Source organism: Salibacterium aidingense DSM 18341 (assembly GCF_000429685.1).
Taxonomy (GTDB): Bacteria; Bacillota; Bacilli; order Bacillales; family Marinococcaceae; genus Salibacterium; species Salibacterium aidingense.
This window is the reverse complement of record NZ_AUCI01000015.1, coordinates 1-20,972: the sequence shown is the minus strand read 5'-3', so window position 1 is coordinate 20,972 and position 20,972 is coordinate 1. Positions and strand designations below refer to the sequence as shown.

At 41.3% G+C, this 20,972-nt stretch carries 21 protein-coding genes; 3 read left to right on the top strand and 18 right to left on the bottom strand.

The features are described 5' to 3' along the window. Positions 1 to 97: 97 nt before the first annotated feature. Positions 98 to 670 carry an NAD(P)H oxidoreductase gene (locus G475_RS0114685; RefSeq protein ID WP_026701923.1) on the bottom strand — a complete coding sequence of 191 codons (573 nt, stop codon included), beginning with the start codon at positions 668 to 670 and terminating at the stop codon, positions 98 to 100. A gap of 117 nt (positions 671 to 787) precedes the next feature. Here G475_RS0114685 and G475_RS0114680 point away from each other — a divergent pair, with 117 nt between their 5' ends. Beyond that, a complete protein-coding gene (locus tag G475_RS0114680) occupies positions 788 to 1,648 on the top strand; it encodes a LysR family transcriptional regulator (protein ID WP_026701922.1) in 861 nt (286 codons plus the stop codon). 207 nt (positions 1,649 to 1,855) lie between these two features. Here the strand turns inward: G475_RS0114680 and G475_RS0114675 are convergent, their stop codons facing one another. The 15 genes from G475_RS0114675 to G475_RS0114600 form a co-directional block, all read right to left on the bottom strand. After that, entirely contained in the window at positions 1,856 to 2,431 is a 576-nt protein-coding gene (locus tag G475_RS0114675) for a hypothetical protein (protein WP_026701921.1), read from the bottom strand. Next, positions 2,418 to 3,299, bottom strand: a complete 882-nt coding sequence (locus G475_RS0114670) for an ABC transporter ATP-binding protein (RefSeq protein ID WP_026701920.1) — start codon at positions 3,297 to 3,299, stop codon at positions 2,418 to 2,420. The genes G475_RS0114675 and G475_RS0114670 overlap by 14 nt, the downstream gene beginning before the upstream one ends. After that, positions 3,292 to 3,438, bottom strand: a complete 147-nt coding sequence (locus G475_RS27285; RefSeq protein ID WP_156911729.1) for a hypothetical protein — start codon at positions 3,436 to 3,438, stop codon at positions 3,292 to 3,294. The genes G475_RS0114670 and G475_RS27285 overlap by 8 nt, the downstream gene beginning before the upstream one ends. A 422-nt stretch (positions 3,439 to 3,860) precedes the next feature. Beyond that, positions 3,861 to 6,758 (bottom strand): type 2 lanthipeptide synthetase LanM family protein, encoded by a 2,898-nt coding sequence (locus G475_RS0114660; RefSeq protein ID WP_026701919.1) that lies wholly within the window; start codon positions 6,756 to 6,758, stop codon positions 3,861 to 3,863. A gap of 168 nt (positions 6,759 to 6,926) precedes the next feature. After that, positions 6,927 to 7,106 carry a class II lanthipeptide, LchA2/BrtA2 family gene (locus G475_RS0114655; protein ID WP_035711341.1) on the bottom strand — a complete coding sequence of 60 codons (180 nt, stop codon included), beginning with the start codon at positions 7,104 to 7,106 and terminating at the stop codon, positions 6,927 to 6,929. A gap of 29 nt (positions 7,107 to 7,135) precedes the next feature. Continuing rightward, entirely contained in the window at positions 7,136 to 9,274 is a 2,139-nt protein-coding gene (locus tag G475_RS0114650) for a peptidase domain-containing ABC transporter (RefSeq protein WP_233275789.1), read from the bottom strand. Next, positions 9,267 to 12,455 (bottom strand): type 2 lanthipeptide synthetase LanM family protein, encoded by a 3,189-nt coding sequence (locus G475_RS0114645; RefSeq protein ID WP_035711339.1) that lies wholly within the window; start codon positions 12,453 to 12,455, stop codon positions 9,267 to 9,269. Before G475_RS0114645 ends, G475_RS0114650 begins: the two co-directional genes overlap by 8 nt. Before the next feature lie 97 nt (positions 12,456 to 12,552). After that, entirely contained in the window at positions 12,553 to 12,735 is a 183-nt protein-coding gene (locus G475_RS0114640) for a plantaricin C family lantibiotic (RefSeq protein WP_026701915.1), read from the bottom strand. A gap of 343 nt (positions 12,736 to 13,078) precedes the next feature. Beyond that, positions 13,079 to 13,738, bottom strand: a complete 660-nt coding sequence (locus G475_RS0114630) for a response regulator transcription factor (protein WP_026701913.1) — start codon at positions 13,736 to 13,738, stop codon at positions 13,079 to 13,081. A gap of 164 nt (positions 13,739 to 13,902) precedes the next feature. Further along, complete coding sequence (locus tag G475_RS0114625; protein ID WP_026701912.1) at positions 13,903 to 14,082, bottom strand: hypothetical protein; 180 nt, start codon at positions 14,080 to 14,082, stop codon at positions 13,903 to 13,905. 41 nt (positions 14,083 to 14,123) lie between these two features. Then, positions 14,124 to 14,855, bottom strand: coding sequence for an ABC transporter permease (locus G475_RS0114620; RefSeq protein ID WP_026701911.1), 732 nt, complete (start codon positions 14,853 to 14,855; stop codon positions 14,124 to 14,126). Beyond that, the gene (locus G475_RS0114615) at positions 14,833 to 15,759 is read right to left on the bottom strand and encodes an ABC transporter ATP-binding protein (RefSeq protein ID WP_026701910.1); all 927 of its coding nucleotides are present in this window, start codon (positions 15,757 to 15,759) and stop codon (positions 14,833 to 14,835) included. Before G475_RS0114615 ends, G475_RS0114620 begins: the two co-directional genes overlap by 23 nt. A gap of 132 nt (positions 15,760 to 15,891) precedes the next feature. Then, positions 15,892 to 17,235, bottom strand: a complete 1,344-nt coding sequence (locus tag G475_RS0114610; protein ID WP_026701909.1) for a sensor histidine kinase — start codon at positions 17,233 to 17,235, stop codon at positions 15,892 to 15,894. Further along, entirely contained in the window at positions 17,232 to 17,912 is a 681-nt protein-coding gene (locus tag G475_RS0114605; protein ID WP_035711337.1) for a response regulator transcription factor, read from the bottom strand. The genes G475_RS0114610 and G475_RS0114605 overlap by 4 nt, the downstream gene beginning before the upstream one ends. Before the next feature lie 189 nt (positions 17,913 to 18,101). After that, positions 18,102 to 18,944 carry an alpha/beta hydrolase family protein gene (locus tag G475_RS0114600; RefSeq protein WP_051302566.1) on the bottom strand — a complete coding sequence of 281 codons (843 nt, stop codon included), beginning with the start codon at positions 18,942 to 18,944 and terminating at the stop codon, positions 18,102 to 18,104. 99 nt (positions 18,945 to 19,043) lie between these two features. Here G475_RS0114600 and G475_RS27280 point away from each other — a divergent pair, with 99 nt between their 5' ends. Further along, positions 19,044 to 19,217: a hypothetical protein gene (locus G475_RS27280; RefSeq protein WP_156911727.1), complete on the top strand. Its 174-nt coding sequence runs from the start codon at positions 19,044 to 19,046 to the stop codon at positions 19,215 to 19,217. A gap of 439 nt (positions 19,218 to 19,656) precedes the next feature. Here the strand turns inward: G475_RS27280 and G475_RS28050 are convergent, their stop codons facing one another. Further along, complete coding sequence (locus tag G475_RS28050; RefSeq protein ID WP_084414139.1) at positions 19,657 to 19,893, bottom strand: ester cyclase; 237 nt, start codon at positions 19,891 to 19,893, stop codon at positions 19,657 to 19,659. Positions 19,894 to 20,199: 306 nt separating this feature from the next. On the opposite strand from G475_RS28050, the gene G475_RS25245 reads away from it, so the two are divergent. Next, a complete protein-coding gene (locus tag G475_RS25245) occupies positions 20,200 to 20,535 on the top strand; it encodes a hypothetical protein (protein WP_051302564.1) in 336 nt (111 codons plus the stop codon). Positions 20,536 to 20,638: 103 nt separating this feature from the next. Here the strand turns inward: G475_RS25245 and G475_RS25240 are convergent. Further along, positions 20,639 to 20,972 (bottom strand): aldehyde dehydrogenase family protein (locus G475_RS25240; protein ID WP_035711335.1); only part of this gene is annotated, 334 nt, incomplete at its 5' end.

The following is a 20,972-nucleotide window of genomic DNA, read 5'->3' as shown; positions in this document are numbered from 1 at the left end:
TTGTAACCAGGAATTATTCCCGGTTTTAGTAGAAGGTGTCATGCTTTTGATATGACAAGTGTCATTAAAAACTTGCTCCGAAACAAATTCATTTCTGCTATTGCCCATAATGCCGTCCTGATAGATAAGCACTATCCAATAATCTCTCCTTTTTTTCCGGGTTTTCGCGGATCGTTTCATACAGCATTTTTACGTTGGAACTGGAGATTCCGCAATAATCAGCAAGTCCCCCATTAAAATAGTGATCGATCATTTTGTCATAGCCCCGCTTTTCAAAGCGTTCCACCGGTGCTCCTGCCAGGGTAAGCCACAGAACATGCTGATGCGTAAGCTTCCCAGATCCATAAGCAAAACCATAATTCCAGACCCTGTCAATGTAGCCCTTCATCACAGCCGGCATACTCCACCACCATAACGGAAAAACAAAAGCAAGCCCATCTTGCCGTGTCATCCTCTCCATTTCCCACTCCACCTCGGGGGAGTACTGTTGGGAAGCTGCTAACCAATCCGGTTCATCCGCTTCCCACAGCATGGGATTAAAATTAGTTCTGTAAAGATCAAGAACTTCCGTTTCATGCCCTGCTTCACGAAGACCTTCTATAAAACAATTAGCCGCCGCAAATGTCAACGAATCCCGCCTTGGATGGGCAATCACTGTCAAAACTTTCATAAACGCTCTCCCCTTCTCTTGAAGTTATCGTATGTAAAGTATATAATGGTTCAAACTAATCAGTAAAATTGATATTTATAAATTAATAATTCAATATAATTGATAAGGGGAGTGAACATGGAACTTCGACAGCTTCTCACCTTCCAATCTATCATTCAAACCGGCGGTTTTAAGAAAGCCGCAGAGGAACTGGGCTATGCCCAGTCTTCTGTTACTGCTCACATTAAAGATTTAGAGAAGGAACTGAATCAGCCGTTGTTTGACCGTCTCGGAAAGAATGTGATACTCACCCAGGCAGGTAGACGTTTTCTTCCGTATGCAGAAGAAATCATCGACCTCTATGCTGCCTCCCGGGAAGCAGTAAATGAACCCGAAGAACCATCCGGTCCGCTCATCATCGGTACGTCTGAGTCTCTGATGATATATAAAATGCCCGAATGGATCATGGAATTCAGAAATAGGTACCCGAATGTAGGCCTAACGTTAAAATCAATCGATTATCTTCATTTTTCCACCCAGTTAAAAAAAGGAGAATTTGATGTCGGGGTACTGGTGGAAACTTCCGGATGGAAACCAACAGACTTAAAAACCTATCCCCTGAAAACCGAAAAGGTGTCGCTGGTACAAACAGCCAGCGGGCCTGCACAATCTGAACAGACCATGTTATTAAACGAGCAAGCTTGCAGTTGGCGGCCGATATTCGAAGAATGGATACATGCGAACAAAGCAGAGGATGTCACTACCATTGAACTGCCCAGCATAGAGGCGATTAAAAAGTGTATCATGTGCGGACTTGGCACGTCCCTGCTGCCGCACTTCTGTGTGGAAAAAGAAGTAGAATCCGGGAAATTCATAGAGAGAAAAACCAGTTTACCGGTAAATCTCCTTACTATTTATGCCGCTGTCCATAAAAAAAAGTGGCAGCCTGCCAGCTTAACGGTTTTCATGGATTTTATTGCAGAGAAACTTAAACATTAACAAATGGAGCGTTCCCCTGTCAGTCAGACATAGAACGCTCCCATGATCGTTTTTATTCTGGATTGGGCCGGGGCTCGAATAATCCCTTTCTTCCCCCTCGTTCCAATGGCCCGTTTTTCATCATAAGATACGATAGCAGCATGAACAGGATAGAAATCCCTGCCAAAAGATGGACAAACAATAGGTGATCCACGACCATAAACTCTATCACTGGCTGAGATCAAGAAACGTCACCGCTGCAATTCCCAGAATCAACAACCCTGTAACAGCCATCAACGTTCTTAAGGGGCCAAAGTTGAACCAAATCGATTTTGCAATCATGCCAACGCCGAAGAGGAACAAGCACCATAATATGTCCACCCATAAATATAGAAGTGGATTCTCTCCATTTACAAGGTCAGCCATATGAAAAAAGGAAATGGAATGGTTTCCAAACGATACAATAGATTCGCTCAAAAAGTGGAGACCATTTAGAATAAGCATGGCAAGCAGGACATAAAGGACAGCCGACATTAGAGCCGCCTTCATAAACTGTTTCCTCGTCCCTCCTAACGAAAGAATATACCGGTAGCCTGGAAAAATGATAAACGGATACGCGAGAAAAATCGCATAATACGGCCCAAAAATTACACCTACCGCAACCGTGGAATTATCAGCACTTTCAGTCCAAAAACCGAGGATGATAAAAAACGCCATTAACACCAAGGTAACGAGGGTATTAATATAAAATGTTGGGCGCATCTCTTTTAAAAGAAGTCGGAACGGCCCTTTAAACGTATTCATGTCTTTTCCCCTCCTTTTTTGTCAATTGAACAAGATAATCCTGGAGCGGTGCCTTTTCAATGGTGACACCCGCTTCCTTCGCCCGTCTCTCCCACTCTGCAGTATACATCTCATCTATCATCACGTTCGATTGCTTTCCGATTTTTCGTTCATCAAGGACTCTGCTGTTTTCCATCAGTATTTCCACCGCCGGCGTGCTGCCCGTTAAATGGATACCATCCCTTTTCAAATCTTCGGTTTCTTCATGGCGGATCACCCTCTGGTGATCAAGGACCGCGATTTTTTCACAGAGTGGTTCGATTTCATCGATATGGTGAGTCGATAACAGAAATAATCGGGGATGTTCTTCATACGTATCCAGTAATACGTCATAAAACTGCTTGCGCATATGGGCATCTAACCCATTGGACGGCTCATCCATGATCGTTACCGGGGCTTTACTAGCCAGCCCGATCGTGATTTTAATCATGGTCTGCATACCTTTTGAAAATGTATGAATCTTCTTTTTCCTCGGCAGTTCAAAAACAGCTGCCAGTTCCTCGGCAAGCTTCTGGTCCCAGTTTGCATTGAAATAAGCTCCAAAGCGAAGCGCGTCTTCTACATTCCATAAATAGGAAAATGGATGGCTTTCCTGCATATATGCCACGTGGTTCATGGCTTCCGGGTTGTTATACGGAGCAATACCATCCACGTAAACTCTTCCTTGGCCCGGTTTTTCCAGCCCGGAAATCAATTTCATCAACGTCGTTTTTCCTGAACCATTCCGCCCCCATAGGCCGGTAATGACTGGTTCATCTTCACGGAACGTGAGACGGTCTGCTACTTTTGTGTTTCCGTAGGAAAACGTCAAGTCATGTATATCAATCATACTTCTCCTCCATAAAATGAATGATTTCTTCCTTTGTCATCTGCAGGCGCTTTGCTTCTTCCAGCATAGGCTTGACGTATTGAATATGAAAATCTTCCTTCCGTTCCGCAAGAAGCCGGCTTTTTGCTCCTTCTGCCACAAATATGCCCACTCCCCGCTGTTTAAAAGCATAGTAAACCTTTATTTTTATCAATTGTGTTTTGAAGAAATTAAAAAAGGATGTTCTCAGTACATTATCATTTTTCTTTTAGTGTCCTGCTGCAGTGGCCATGAACGAGCCACACTGCTTAACGGAACAAAAAAGGCGATCTCCTCATAAGAGATCACCGCTTTCCTGCCTTCTGAATTTTTAATTTAAGTAAAAGAACGCCTCTATTTCCTTATGCACTTCGTTCCCGTCTTCATCGGCAGTAAAATGAAGAACGGCCCGATGGACTCCGCTCGCTTTCGAAAGGGAGGCCCCGACTTTTCTTTAGAAAATGCAGGAACCGACATCCTTATCTCTGGTACTGCCTCGTCTCGTAGAGGGATTGTCGGAGATACTGCCACCTCTTGATTACCTTAGTCCAGTAATAAAACGGACGGCAGACTTGTGTTGGGATTTTTCCATCTCAAAAGAGTGTATAGCTGTCCTGCTTTTCCAAGCATCAGCCCAAGGCCTGAAAAATCCTTCTCCACACCATTATTCCAGCCGGTCTCCTCCATTTCACTTACGTATTTATTTATCCATGTTTCAATGATTTGTTCAATTTCTTGTTTTCTATTTTCTAAAAAGGGGGCGTTTCTGATTTCAAGTAAAATATCCAAATTACCGAGAAGACCATGACATAAAGAGTTTCCCTGCGAATGCTCAGCACCGGCCTGCATCGTTGTTGTTAACGCCTCATGGATATGGCTCACCTGACATATCGGTCCCATATTTTGCTGAATTCTGACTCTTCCCAGCAAAGTCCCTGCTGCTCCGTGACACCAAAAGGGATAGGAATATGCCGTATAGTCTTTCCGATTATCTTTCCAATCGTTTCTCTCTTCATGAAACAACGTGTCTTCATAACGCAGGGCTCGGTTTATTACGTCAGCCACCTGTTTTTTTGTTGATACGGAGGAGATAGCTGCATATTCAGACAAAGCAAAACAAATACCTGTCAGCCCATGAGAAAATCCTGCCAGCACGTTATTACTAAAAGAGTCCTTATCTGCCCAGTACATCATATCTTTTTCCACGGAAGCCCTGGAAATCAGCGATTGATAAACAAGCTCTGCTGCCTTTTTTGCAGAAAATATTTTGTGTTTCTTATAAAGAAGACACAACACTTTCAGTACTCCTGCTGCTCCTCCAATGAAATCGGAGGAGGAAATATCTTCATATTGCTCCATCACCTTATCACAAAAATCGTTATATATTTTAAATGCTTCTTTTTCGTGTACCATCTTCCACTCTCTTAATTTTTCCGTATAATATACATAAGAAGCAAGACCGTAATATGCAGAAAAATGGTCGCTTAAGACGCTGCGGTGTAATAAACTTTTTATGGAGTGAACCGTATCCTCTTGTATGCTTTTTAAGTTTTTACCTTCTACATGAGCAAAAGCTGCTAAATACAAAGCAATACCGGAAAGGCCATCGTATAACCCATAACTTAAAGGGCCGGCTGTCATTTGACCACCTGGGCTGACCGCCAAAGAAAGCCATTGAACTTGATCCTGATACTTTAGTTGTTTTTCTAGAATCTCTTCGGTTTCTGCTTTAATGAAATCCTCAATGGCCTTTATTTTTATTGGCCGTTGATACAAATTGTTCTTGCGTTTGGACTGGTGCTTTTTCTTGTGATTCGCGCGTGACGCCGCAAGGGAAATATTAATTAATTCCATTTGGTATGTTAAATCTTTATCAGACAAATTTCTCATTCGATTTTGGACTTCATGGTTTGGGCTGTATTGAAGTAATTCACAAGGTATCAGGGTGTCCTTGCTGCTGTACAGCGTAGGATGATGAAACGGAGCATAGAAATAAGGGATGTCTCCTCCATATAAATCATCCATTTCATATGGCACAATCTCTTGAAAGGTTCGAAAGGAGGTATAGGAGGTATCAAAAAACGATAATATCCGTTCTCTTTCTTCCGAACGCCCCAGATACTTCGGGTGCAGCAATGCTTGTAGAAAACTGGCATAGATGTAAGTCGGCCTCACAATAATTCTTACCGGAAAATCCGGAAATTCCCTCATGATGGATATAACAGCATCTGCATGCGTCTGAAAAAACCGGTAGATATGTTCGAACCCTTCCATAAACTCTTTTTCAAAGCCGAAAATCTCCACCACCCGGTCATTACAGGCTGGAAGATTCATGCTTCTATCCATTTCAACCGTTATTTTCTTAATGCAAATATGATCGGTGCCAGGATATAACACTTTTTCTTCATCATAGGCTTGATGTTCCATATTGGACAACCCGCTTAAATTATTAGAGCTTGTTTCTTCAGGATGCGATATATTGTCTAATACAAGCGATTTATAAACAGTTTGGCTTAGAAAATCAAAAAGCTGCACCGGCTGATCTTCACTGGAATCCCCTGTGAAATTCAGCGTTGATTGAAACAGTGTCTCTAAATCAAGCAAAACCGGCTTCGCTCCCTGGGCTATGATATTTTCATAATGAAAATCTGTTCCTTTAAACATGTAGATAAATCCCAGGTGCATACCCAGCTCTTTATAAAATGCCCTGCCATCCTCTTCGCGGGAGCAAGGAGAAAAACGTATAAATTCCTGCCAGCCATAGTCCCCTTTATCCAGCGTTTTCGTTGTTTTCAAATCCTGTTTATACTGCTCGTTAAAATATGCAATTACCTTTTCGTATAAACAATCTGCCTTTAAGGATCTGGGCTTGTAGACAATCTTATCGTTCTCACATTCCACAACAGCCACGCTGCTCCCATTGCGGTGGGTATCGCCCATATCAAACGCCAGGGTCCGCAATTTACCTAATTGTTTCCCCAGTCTGTTTTCAATTTGGCAACAGTCATCTTGAAATCGTTTAATGATTAGCGTACAATTATAAAGAAAATTCATTTCAATGGATTCCATCATATTCTGTAATACAGGATACTTATTCAGCATATTCCTTATGTAATCAGGACTTTCTAACTTTTTACAAAATTCTTTGTAATGTTTTGATTCATCCCCTGGATCCAACACATCAAACGTTTGATGAAATTCATATATCAACACTTTTCGAGTGATCTCTAAGATCTTTCTTTTATAATTCTCTACTAAAGAAAGGGATACAGCTTCTTTCTGAACCATTGTATCCGAAATCTTATCTAATTCACCATCTAAACGTTTTTCAAACCTGGACACTATGTGAACATAAAAAGGGGCGAATATTTCTTTCTTTTTCGATTGGGGAGAGCTGGTCTGGAGAACTTTATTGTCACGTGTTTCCTTCATGATCTCCATTGAATTTTTCTCCTTTCTCATAACTACCAGGATGGTTTAAAAAGTCATTTTTGGTCTCCGCATGAATAGTTAAAAACAATAACCCCCTGAACGTCTGCCAGGATCATTCGGGGGTTATTGTTACACATCGTACCGGGCTGTCCCCTTCAGACAGCCCTTATAAGTACTTTAGTCATTGCAGGGCTCTACGACAGAAGCACACTTTGTCGTTGGGCAGCCCCAAGCAGAAATGGGAATGGTAACCGTTGTCGTTGGATGGCTGGCGGGCTGTTGATCACTATCTGCTGCGCCAGCAAGATCCTTTAATTCCTGCTCTGTGATTTCTTCTACTCCGTTGTACTTTTTCATCCTTCTCACCTCCTTTCAGGGAATTCAGTTCAACTTGTTGATTCTAACTCTCCGATATCTCTTGCCTTCCACTGTTTTAATCTGCCTCTATCTAATTCATAGATAGATTCAAACTCCTGGATCACATCAGTGCGGTGAGTAATAGAAATGATGGTAATATGTTTATCATAAAGATGTTCCAGTATTTTCTTTTCTGTCTCCTTATCGAGATTGCTGGTTCCCTCATCTATGAGAAGAATTTGCGGTTTTTTCGCTAATACGCGCGCTATGGCAATCCGTTGTCTTTGACCTCCGGAAAGACTAATCCCATTTTCCCCTATGAGTGTGTGATATCCCATGGGAAGGGTTAGGATAAAGTCATGAATGCAAGCGTCTTCTGCTGCCTGGACAGCATCTTCTTCCGACACAGAATCAGTGAAGTATTTAATATTATTCAAGATTGTGTCATTGAATAAATGAACATCCTGTACAATAAATCCTATTTTTTCTCTTAGTTGAATGATATTAATGTCTTCTATAGGGTGAGACCCAAAATATAAGGAACCTTTGGTAGGTTGATAGAGTCCGGAGATCAGCTTAAATAAAGTAGATTTGCCGCTTCCCGTTTTCCCAATGAAAGATATTTTTTCTCCGGGGTTTATATCCAGGTTAATATCGGCTAAAACATCTTCTCCATTGTCATAGCTGAAATGAACATGGTCCAGGGTGATTTTATCTTTGGAAGGATTGAATACTACATTGCTGTCTGCATTGTAATGTTCGTCCTCTTCCTGAAGGACTGTTTCAATCCGATCCACCATTTCTTCCACCATTTTGACAGATTCCAGGCTGCCGATAATGGAACCCAGCGGTGTCATAAATCTTCCAGCAATGGTAGAGAAAGCGACAATCGCACCAATGGTGAGACCATTTTGCACCCCTATCCAAACACCGACAACTAATACAAATAACGGCAGAGATAAATTAACAGAGTTTGATATTCCACCAAGTATCGCTGATGTGTTCATTCTTTTAGAAAAATATCCTATCTGGTCATCGAACAAATGATTCATTTGAGATTCAATAGATTGAGTATTGCCGACAGTCTTTATAAATGTCATGGACCGTAACAGTTCAACAAGCTGACTTTGAAATTTAGCCTGACTGTTCACTTCTTGTTTCGTAAACATTTCAATTTTAGGTAATAAAATACTGGTAAAGATGATTTGCAGCGCAGCTCCAACAAATACTAATACAGATAGTAATGGAGAGTAATAGAGCATAACGATACAAAAGACAACTAACAGGCTGATATCCAAAATAAGGGTGGACGCCAGTCTGGAGATAATTTCTCTGATGGCGGCTATATTGTGAATCCTGGTTGCTATATCTCCGGAAGTGTTGACTTCAAAGAACTTCATCGGCAATGAAAAAATTTTCTTAATAAATTGATTCGTTAACCCTTTATTAATACGCACCTGCAGCTTAATAATCCAAAACATCCGCAATATGGAAAGTCCAAAGAACAACAGGGCGGTGATCCCTGCCAGACCTGCTAAGACATCTATCTGAATCATGTCCTGTCCATTTCCCATGAAAGTATCAATTAGATATTGCGTCAAAAATGGGGTGACGGCATTTAGTCCCTGAAACACAAAGGATAGTAAAACAATATACACCAGCATTTTTTTTTCCTGAAACAAATACTTGCCTATTTTTTTTACTAAAGAAGCATCTTTAAGCCCTTTCACAATGTCATCGCTTGTCTCTGCTTCCTTTGTGATCGAAACAGCGACTCCAGTATAGGAATTGTGAAATGCTTCCAATGACATTTTCTTTCTGCCCGATGCTGGATCAACAATAATCACATGATTTCCTCTTATTTTTTCAAGCAGGACAAAATGGTTCTGTTCCCAGTGAACCATCAACGGGAAATCCAGTTGATTGTTTTTCTTTTCTTCCTTTGGATTGGGTACTTTATACACTTTACATAAATAACCATATTCTTCGGATAGATTTTTTAAATGCTGGAGGTTAGTGCCATCTCTTCCTGTATAATTGCCGCTGCCTTTCAATTTTCGCGGGTCGACTTTGTATCCCTCGCTCCGGCTGATTATCATGGCCAGGCAGGCTATGCCACAGTCATATTTGTTTTTCTGCATGATTACTGGGGTTTTCTTTTTAAACATGATGATGTATGCCCCTTTGGGGATTTGTTTTACCAAGGTTTAGATTCAAAATGTTGGGTATCCGTTCATCACAGGCAAAGGCCAGTCCATAAACGATACCTGCCAGACCTACCATCAGATTAGGTGCCTGCACCCCTTCCCCGACACCGCATTTGTATCCATTTTGTGCCCCATTTTCCACACTTTCCAGCATGAGATTTTGGGCCATTTCTGTCACACTCGGCTGGTTCGCCTGACGAGCGTACTCTATTAACGTGATCGCATTTCCAATATCCCCATGACAGAGGCTGTGTTCTCTACCGAACCCATCGAAGAATATATTATTAAATGCTTTTCTCCTATCTATTTCCGCCTGCTGCGCTAAACTTTTTTTATAAGATTGGGCAAGTCCGGTACGACTTAATAGGATCCCCGGCGAGCCATGACACCAGGACGCTACGGAAGCTTCGTCTGTTGCTTTTCTTTTATCCATCCAGTTGTTTTGAATCATTTGGCTATTTTCATAATTCATTCCTTTGGAGATCACCTTAAACATTGTTTCATCCTGCAAATAGTCATTGAGCATAGAAAGTGCATATACGATCCCGGCATTTCCATGAGAAAAACCGGTTAGAGGCTGTTCCGCTATGCCTATCCAGGATACTTGCTCCTCGTTGATGTTTACCCTGTTCTCCATTAAATACGTTCCGCACTCAGCAGCAGTTTTTAAAAATATATCCAGCTTCGTCTTTTTGTAACAGTTAATTAGAACAACAATCGCTCCGGCTGCTCCACCAATAATGTCAAATTCTTCATCTTTATAAAGAAGGTCCGGGATCTTTAAGGTTAGTTCTAAAGCTGATTTTTTATATTTCTCTTCATGGGTGAATAGATAGAAATTCATGAGGACATAGATTATGGAAGACATTCCTGTGAAAGCTCCGATCGATATCGTATCTTCTTTTTCATCCAACCATTCCCGTCCTTGAAACCGTGAATGAAGATCTGCTGCAATATCTTCTGCTGTCTCCCAGTACTTTCTTTTCTTTGTGACAATCCATAATGACAAATACATCATTGCCATACCGGACAATCCATTGTACAATGTATCTCCCATTGGAGCTGATCTCCATTGAATCTCATCTACTCCAACCGGGGTCGAATTAATCCAGGAGTAGGTCGTCCGGCCTTGATGAATACCTTGAAAGGATTCGCCATAAATGATTTCTGCCAGTTCTTCTGCTTTTTGAATAAAATAGGCATGAGACACAAACGGAGTTGTGTAATGATCTGGATGTTTTGTTTCAAATTTTTTTAATGCCTTTTCTCTATCACTGGCAGTAGCGAGCATCGACAATCCTATCATTTTTCGTTGGAAATCCAGATCCTCGTTGCTCAGATTTGTGATTTTCTCCCATACCCGCTCCAGCGGGGAATAACGAAAATAGTCCGGTATGCATTTATTCCTGGAAGTCCACAAATCAGTGGAATCTATCGGTAATGTAAAGTAGGGAATATCATCGTTGATTAAATCACGGTATTCATACTTTGCGAGCGGCCTGTAGTGCTGATTTTCGCTCGCATCCTTCCATATATTTGCCAAATATATTTCCCGGTCCATTGTGTTATGCAGAAACCTCGGATGTAAACTTAACTCATGAAAAGAAGCATATTTTGCTGTTGCCTTTGGAATAAAGCGGACGAAAACTTCTTCTCTTTCATTAAACTTTTGTATCCTATTTAGTATTTCCCCGGCATCGTCCATCATGACCCTGTAGATTTTGGAGAAGCCTTCTTCTATTTCACGAAGATATTCTTTGGAATCAACAAACTCTCCGTTTAATTTTGGATGATTGGGGGAAGATTTTAGCGAAACATATTCTCTTTCAATTTTCATATTTTCCTGATTAGGATTTTTGATCTGCGGCAGCTTCATGAAGGATTGAACCTCTCCCTGCCGTCCAATTCCGCTGATATCAACATTTTTATCACCAAAAAAGAACGGCAGTAAGCCTAAGGCTTTTACAGAAACGTTTAACTTATCTTTCGCTTTTTCGTAGGCATCTGTTCTATTTTCTTGATCATAGGGAATATGGAATAATGATTCTAAATCTATCAGTACGGGATAGCTGCCGTTTGCGATGAGATTTTCCGAATGAAAATCAACAGCATTTAAGGCATATAATAAGGCAATTTGACTGCCTATTCTGCGGTAAAAGTCTTTAATTTGTTCCTCGGTGGTACACTCTTCATAATGGATGAATTCCACCCAGCCATAATTTTTTCTGGTGAGGACCTCGGGCGTATACAGGTAGTAACGTAATTGCCCGGTTTTTTCGTTTATATAATGGGTGAGCTTTTGGTACAGAAGATCTACGGTTAACGAACGGGGTTTATAGATTAATAAGTGCTTGTCCAATATGAGTTTAGTAACTTTTCTACCATCGGAATGGCTGTCGCCCTGCCCCGTTTCTATCGTCTCGATTTGCTCTGTCTCCTTCTGCTGGAATATATGGCGGGCAATCTCCCATTTATCCCTTTCATATCTGGAAAGGACTTCATTGATTAACTTTTTGAACTTTCTTATTTCATTCGAAATAACTCTTAATAGACTTGGATATAATTCGAAAAATTGATTCATATAATCCGCGTCATTTAACAGCTTTTCATTGTAATATTGGTATTTTTCTTCTTTTGTATTTCCTTGTAACGTTTTCTTTTCTCTATTTACATTTAGATCGAACACGAGCGTTCGGTAGGATAATTTCAGTACACTACGTTGAAACTGGTCTGAGATGTCATCCAAAAATTTGTTTTCATTCTTAATAACATGTTTATTCTTTTGGTATTTTGAAGAATTTGTTAAATCTTTTACAAAATAGGAGGCAAGTTTCAATCCAAATGTATGAAACATAATATTGTCGGAACGATCCGTTTCCACTATTTCCTGGCGGGATAATTGGTCTTTTATGTATTGGTAAACGTTTATTCTATAATCACAATCATGCTCACTGGTACTGTAAAGCCGATAGACTTTTTCTAAAGAGTTGATATTTAATACGTTGCTCAAACTGTCCTCAAGTAATTGAGTATCTCCTTTATACACAATATTAATATTGCGATCGAAGAGTGTTTCTTCTACTATCGAGCCTTGATCTTTTTTCTCTCTGCTCATCAGAATATCGGTAAAAACAGGCAACATTATCAACTCCTTTGAATAGAGGAAGGAAGAGAGGGGAAAGACCCCGCCTCCCTGCCAACTTTTCTTCATGACTTGATTTTTTAAGTAAAATGGAAACCTAGCACCAGCAAGTATGAGTCGGGCACATGCCACATTCCCAGGTAATAGTGCAATAGTCACCGTCATTACCCTGAGAGAGCCCCCTGGTTTCAACGTCTGCACCGCCATTGATAGACTTTAGGGAGATGTCTTCTAGTTCCTGTTCAACGTCGCCAGCTGCCGCATAAAATTTTTCTGTCATTACTCCTTCCTCCTTTTTTGGTTTTTTTTGTATATTAACTTGTTCAATTTCATAGTATTATATTATTCAGAATATTTCACCGAAAACTTGCATGCGTTAAAACGAATTTTTCTGTGCAGCTTTCCGAAAAAAATGATTTCTTTATTTCGAAAACCCGTATTTTTTTATCTCCATTTAAGGAATATCAGCGTTAACTGCAGGCTGGAACTATTTCGGAAACTCCCACGCTATCACGCAAAAAAAAAATCCTTTGTTCATGTTGTTTATAAAAACAACACGGATAAAGGAAAGTTTCATCATCTGCCTTTATAATAAGAAAGATCCGCTGTTTTCCCGTACCTCCTCACATGCTGTAATGGGTAATCAGCGATTTTCTGCTCGCTTCTGCTAGAGCTCCGGCTCTGGATTTTACATGCAGCTTTTTGAAGATTCCGGTTAACGTGTATTCTACAGATCGTTGGCATACTAACAGCTTATTAGCAATTTCCCGATTGGTTAACCCTTCCGAGATATATACAATAATCCGCTGTTCCCGTTCTGTTAATGTCACCTCTTTTAATTTACGGGATGGAGCGGGGGGATCAGTATTGTCCTCTGTTTTTCTTAACTGACGCAGCAGACTGGCAGGAAGTACTGTTTCTCCCTGTATCGCACACTCTATTGCAAAAAAAACTCGTTTTGGGGAGGCGGTTTTATTAATAAAACCGCAGACTCCTGCTTCTACAAGTAAATTAAAATAAGCATGAATATCCTTTTCATCGGCAAAAATTAATATCTTTCTCGCTGCATCCTCCTTTAAAATTTGCTTGGATAACTCTAACCCATTTAAATAAGGCATATGTAAATTCATTAAAACAGCGTCGTATTCTTCTTGATCTATTCTGTTCTTTACCTCTCTGCTGTCCGTGATGATATCCACGCCCATGGTTTTATTTTTCTCTAATACTAACTTAATCCCTTCTGCTACAATTTCGTGATCGTCCACCAAAAGTATTTTATTCATACTATTCACCCTCAACGATGTTTAAAGTAAAACTTAAAAGGGGGAAATAAGAGATGATGGAATCATTAGCCCTTTTAAGGGTCAGGGGATACAATAATAATTAGGTTGTGAAGAAATAGTTCCGTCGGCATTTCACCAGACATTCCTCACAACCCAAGTCTCGTCTAAACAAACTGGAATGAAAGATAGATAGCATACGTCACGACGTAAACTAGAAACAGCGCCGCTAACCATTTACTATACCGACGTATTCCTTTCAGGCCGAAATTTAGAATACTGCCGATAAAAAGAACAAGGGCAGCACCTAATGAAATCATTGCAATGATGAATACGATTTGTTCCATGTTTTTCCCTCCTCTACTAGAAATGAGAGTGAAGCCTGCGGCTAACTCATCCGTGCTTTCTGGGAATATTTGTACAGCCCGAACAGAGAAAGGCTGATATAAACGAATAAGAGAAGTCCTCCCCAAAACACAAGCTGCGTACCTTCATACCCCATGGCTGCATCATAAAATTGAATCGTTACACGATAAATGAACGAAAACGGAAATACAATGGAAAAATCAGCTCCCAATAAAACCGTGGTAATAAAAATGGATCCGAGACCTGCGATGACCACACTTAAAATATTTCGCGTGGCAAACGCCAGCAGGGCTGCGATTGGTATGACCAGCAGCGTTAATACGGTAAAAAGAAAAGAAGGAAAGAATCTGGATAAAATATCTGGGAACCCTGTTTCTGTTCTAAACAATATCCAGAGAGTAATCAAATGAATCACATGGTTGATCAGAGACGTCCCCAGCAATAACAAAAATGTAGCTGCCATCTTCGAGAACATTAAACGGAAATTATGAAACGGATAAGAGATCCAGTTTAACGTTGTTCCATTTTGAAACTCGGTATAGAAAAAGAAACCGGAAAAAATAAACACAAGAGCCGGGAATAAAATTGCATACTGGTTAAAAACAAAGAAATAGTAATTATCAGGATCCATAGCCCCTGTTACCAGCATACCCCCGGTGTTAACCACATAGGGGATAAAGCTTATCACTAAAATAACGTAAACCATTTTCAGCCGTTTCAGCTTCATCAATTCATTTTTCACCAACATACTCATAGGATTCTCCTTTCGACAACAACTTTAAATATAAATCTTCCAGAGACAGTTCAAATATCTCGAGCCTTTCTATTGAAATCTGCTTCCGCATCAAAATCGCTTCGATTTCCTCCATGGGCAGCGGCGAAACAAACTCGAGCTCATCCCCTTTACGCAGCACCATTTGACCTTCCAGTTCAGCCATGAATTCACGGTTAATCTCAAAGGGAGTCCGAAGTTTATATAAATAGTTATCCGATACATCCATATTGATCGTTTCGAAAATAACTTCGCCGTGATTGATAAAGATTAATTCGTCCGCCATTAAATTGATTTCATTTAATAAGTGACTGGAAATGATAATCGTGGTATTGTTTTCGATCACTTCTTTAATGAGCATTTCCCTTACTTCCTTGATTCCCTGGGGGTCCAATCCATTGGTGGGCTCATCAAGGAGTAACAGCACCGGTTGGTGGGAGATGGATCTTGCTATTCCAAGACGCTGCTTCATCCCCAAAGAAGTATCCGAAAACAATTTATGCTTTTCGTTATAAAGGCCGACCGTTTTCAACAAGGTATCGATACGTTCCTGGGAAGGCTGCTGCTGTAAATATCTCAAATGCAGGGTTAAATTTTCCGATAGAGTTAAGTTATCGTAAAATCCAGGAAATTCGATAATACTGCCGATGGATTTCAGAAGGTCGTTCCCTGGATGATTATATAAATCCTCTCCCTGAAAATGGACCGCACCGAATGTTGGTTGAAATACTCCTAATAACGTTTTTAACAATGTTGTTTTTCCCGCTCCGTTAGGGCCGAGCAAGCCATAAATTTTCCCTTTTTCAAAGGAAAGGTTCACATCCTTTAGAATTTGTCCTTTCTTCATTTCTACATGTACATGTTCTGTTGTTAACAAAGAGGACATTGGTCTGCACCTGCCTTTCGATTTACTGCCATTATAACCAGCTGAGGTTAAACCAAAGGGAGCATGAGGTTAAAAACAGGTTAAAAATGACGTCCGCTGCCGTAAAAAAACTGACTTCCTTTTGAGAAGAAGTCAGTTTTCTTTGGGGAGAATGGTGATCGTGGTACCGCTGGTGCCGGTGAATATCCTTTTTTCTAAATCCATCTGTTCCAGCATCATATCAACAATAGACAAGCCGATGCCGGCCCCGCTTTTCTTGGAGGGTTTTTGCATTCCTTCCCCCCGGTCCTGAATTTTCAGGACGGTCGTTTCTTTTTCGTTTTCCGTCCGTACGGAGACATATTTTCCTCCCGCCGCATGACGCAGGACATTCTGCAGGAGGTTATCCAAAATCCGCCGGAACCACATTTCATCCACATTCCAGGAAATAGATTCCTGCAAATCTACATCAATCTCGAAACCCTGCTCTTCAAAGACAGGATACCAGGCGATCAAGGAAGACCGAACGACTCCTGTTATATCGGTTTGTTGCTTATTCATTGGCAATTTCCCCTCGCTTAACACCGTAAACGAAGAGAGGTTGTCGATTAGTTCCGAAAGAAAAACGATCTTTTCGTTGATAACGTGAATCGATTCTGCCATGTCATCCTTTAAATCATACTGATTTAACTTGTGGATATGGCCGTTCATGATAGACAACGGGGTCCGTAAATCATGAGATAAGCTGGAAATCAGGCGCTTGCGTATCATTGCTTCATGTTTCTCTTTTTCATGGCTTTCATTTAATTGGTCCACCATCTGGTTGAACGAATGTTCCAGCTGCCCTATTTCATCGTCCTTTTCTATTTTCATTTTGGAAGGAATGAGCTGGTTTTCATTGGTCTCCATTTTTTCCTGCATTCGAACCAGCCGCTTTCTCGTTCGATTAAAAAATAACCAGGAAATATAAATAAACAAAAACCAAAAAGACCCGATGGCAATGAACCAAATCGTGGAGTATTGATACTGCCCCACTCCAATATTCGTTTCTAAATAGGAAGAAGGGATCTGCAAAAACGCATAGCCGCTGTCTTCTGCTCCCTCCAAATAGGCCGAAGTCGTGAAATACTCTTCGCCCCTGTCCTCTTCCAAATGGCGGATCAAACTGGAGACATTCCACTCCTCGCTCCAATCCTTCGAAGGATGATTTGACATCAATAATTGCCCGTTATCCTTTACCCAAAAGATAACAGACTCCGGATACCTATCCACATTCCGTAATGATGATGTGATGTCCTGCGTAGCCCGTTCTTCCAGAGATTGAATCTCCTGAACCCAGGTTTCTTCTATTTCTTCTGGAGCATAGTATTCTTCCGGGGAAAAATCAGCCAGCTGCATAATGACAAGGTAGTACAGAAAATTAACACCTAAAAATGAGACAGGAAAGATCAAAATGGACAACAGAATAATTATTATGTATTTTGTTGATAACTTCACCGTCTCACCCTATACCCTAACCCGCGGATCGTTTCAATAATTTCAGGGTTCTGAGGATCTTTTTCGATTTTTTGTCTTAAATAGCGGATATGAACGGTTAACGTTTTATCCCCTTCGATGTACGGTTCCTGCCATACACTCGAATAAATCTGTTCTTTCGTTAATATGTGATTCGCATTTTTCAGCAGATATTGAAAGATTTTAAATTGCTTTTCGGTCAATATGACTTCTTCACCGGTTTCCATATTAATGATTTGATTCATCTGTAAATCAATTTTTAAATGCTTTAAGTACAAGATCTCCATTGTGACTTTATCAAATCGTTTTAACAAAATATCGATTCTTAATAACAGTTCTTTTGGATGAAAGGGTTTGGTCAAGTAGTCATCGGCAAATTCCAGCCCGGTCAGTTTATCTTCTATGGCGGTTCTGGCTGTTAAAAATAAGATGGGAAGATTGTTCTTTTTTCCCCGGATCCGTTTTCCAACAGTAAACCCGTCCAATCCCGGGAGCATAATATCGAGAATAACAAGATCGACTTGGTCCAAATAGGCTTCCATATCGTATCCCGACGTTAACCAGGTTACGTCATATCCGTTATCAAAGAGGTCCTGTTTCACCAAATCGGCAACCTCTTCGTCATCCTCAATGTACAAAATGTGATTGGCCAACACCATTCCCTCCCCTATCTCGTCAAACACATTAGACCGCTATACTACTATTGTTTTTAACATAAACCGGAAAGAATTGAAATAGATGTAACCCTTATATCAGGGAATTCTTTCCTGTAAATTCCGTCATGGAAAACAAAACCCGCCTCAGAGTATCATACCAAGACTGAGGCGGTGTGGAGGTACAGCAGCCTTTTATTTTTTGATTTGCTGCTGAAAAAAGGCTGTTGTTTCAATTAAGGCCCCCCGCAGCTGCGTTGGTACGTCCTGCAAAGGGTGAGCGGCATTGAACGTATGGGTGCCGCCTTCGATGATGGCAAGCGAATGCTGAGCAGCCGTATCATTCATCTTCTCCGCCCCTTCCCGCAGCCACTGTCCGTCTGCACCACCCTGCACGATATGAACCGGGGTGTTCATCTGCTTTAATGTAGCCACAATATCAAACCGCTCTTTATTGTGTTCGATATCTTCTAATAAGTTAGATTTAATCGGCATGTCCTGTTTGGTACGCTTGTTCTCAATATAACCGACACCGTTTTCCCGGATCTCATTTTTCAGATCTTCTCCAAGAAAGTCCACTTCAGCAACACCGTTCCAGGTGACAACGGCTTTTATTTCCGGATGTTCTGAGGCAAAAATAATGCTGCTTGCTCCACCGCGGCTGTGGCCGACCATTCCGATGTGGTCCATCTCAAAATGCCCGGAAAATGGAAGAGTACGTGCTTTCATCTGTTCAAACAGAGCGTCCAGATCTTTTAATTCTCTCGTATACGTGTTCCCTGCAAATTTCTCCAGCTCATCAAAATCTTCCTCGTTCACCCCGTTGCAGGAAAAATTAAAACGAATGGCGTAAAAACCGTTTGCTGCCAGTTCATCTGCAGCGTAAGGGAAAAAGTTCCAGTCTTTATGCCCTTTAAAACCATGGCAGATAATAACAACGGGGCGTTCGGTTTGTTCCTTCGGTGCATGTACATTGCCCCGCAGAAATAAATCATTTCCCAGCTCCACCGTAAACGGCTGTTGTTCGATCCCAGTCATTAAGTATCTCCTCCTTTCCTGCATGGTATCACAAAGCCATACATATTTCGTACGATATCCGCTTATTCTAAGGGGAAAAGCTGGAAGGAGGATAAGAGGATGCCGCCAAGAAAAACACCGAAAGACGGCGAGGACTTCCCCACACCGCAGGAACAGGTGGCCGACCCTTTTGTGGAGGGCACAGAAGACGGGGAAATCGAAGAAGAATACGGAACAGACCTTCCCCTTGAAGATGAAATCATTGAAACGGATGAAGACGGCAACCCACTATAAAATAAGATAACTCCGCTGTTCCGAATATTCAAAACTAAAGTAGAAAGGCTATTATGAAATGATCATAAAGATCTTTTTTTATAATAGTTTTTAGATGCAGACGGCCAACTCTTTAAGGGTGGACAGCCACTCGGGGGTGGCCTTATGTCAAACTTTGGGATATTCTGTAACTGGCATGAAACAATGAAAACCATCCTTTTAGAGTGGCGGCTCTAAAAGGATGGTTTTCGTTAACACATCTTGAATTGGGCTGTTCCCTTAGCAGGGTATTCGATGCATCAATCAACAGGTAGGGGCATCTTGTCCCTGCCTTTCATTTAATGTATGATTAGTGTACCATATTACGCTTCTGTTCAAAAAAATTGCTGTAAAGAAAAGGATGAGGGTTGATAAAATCTGACCAAGCAAAGCAGACAGAAGATATATGATGGAGCAACACCTAATGCCTGTGCCAGGCCAAGCAGCTCCAGATGCAGCACACTTCTTCAATTTTTCCATTCGAGAACCGAAGAAAATGGATCCCTCGTATTGACGCCTGCTTGTTCGTGGGCGGTACCGGGATAGCCTGCAACCCCCCCTGATGTGTACCGGAAGGTATCCAATGAACAGCCGACATCTCTACGTCAACGACAACCTGCTGTACCTCATAATAAATATCCGGAAAGGCTTCCCGAATATGCTCTACCGTTAATACACTCCGCTCTCCATCGTAATCTGCACCTAATAATCCGGTGAAACGATTTCATCCATTTTATTCAAATCCCCTTTATTATATATTTCCTGATAGAATCTGCGAATGATGTCTTTTTTGGACTCCTCCATGCCAACCAGTTCCTTTTCGATATGGTATAGTTTCTATATAACATTTTCGACATCGCTGGAAAGGATCCTCTCTCAGTATGAACCCCTCCATTTATTTCGTAATTTTTTATTTTATTGAAAGGAGCTGAAGATCATAGCTGAAAAACTGGCAGGATTTCTTATGATTGTTTGTTCGTTAAGTGCTGTTACTGCTTTTATTACAGGCTTGGAAAATGTTTCGACTGCTTCTTCCGATCAGATGATAGTCGAGGCCTGGAGATTATTCGGATTTATTGTTTTTGCCGGTATTTTTCTGCTGCTTGCCCTGCGCCCGAGACAATACCCTGGGATATGGGAGCTGGTCATCTTTCATAAGCTCGCTGTGACCGTTTCCGCATTTTTTCTTTTTCAGCAAACGGGAGAGGCCCTGTTTATTGCCATTGTAGACGGCAGCCTTGCTTTTCTGCTTATTTTGGCTTACGTGGCAGCAAAGGGGTACACTGCCTGGCGACAGTGAGGGACGAAATTATCCTGACAGCCCAGAAAAGGTCTTTATGGGACGCCCATAAAGACCTAACTTCTTACAGTCTGGACCAATCAGCTTTATAACCGATTGTGTTCTAGCCTTTGACAAATACCGTTTTAATATCGGTAAAGAATTCGATGGCAGCTTCCCCCTGTTCCCGCGAATGCGAGCTTGATTTTTTCATGCCGCCAAATGGGGCCTGCAGCTCAACGCCGGCGCTTTCAGCATTCACACGGACCAGGCCGGCTTCGATGTCATCCATGAAATCTAGCATGTTCTGGATGTTGGTGGTGAAAATCGAGGCACTCAGGCCAAACTCAACATCGTTGGCCAAATTGATTGCAGCTTCCATCGAATCCACCTTCATCAGCGCCAGCACCGGACCGAAAATTTCTTCCTGTGCGATCGTCATGTCGGTCGTTACCCCG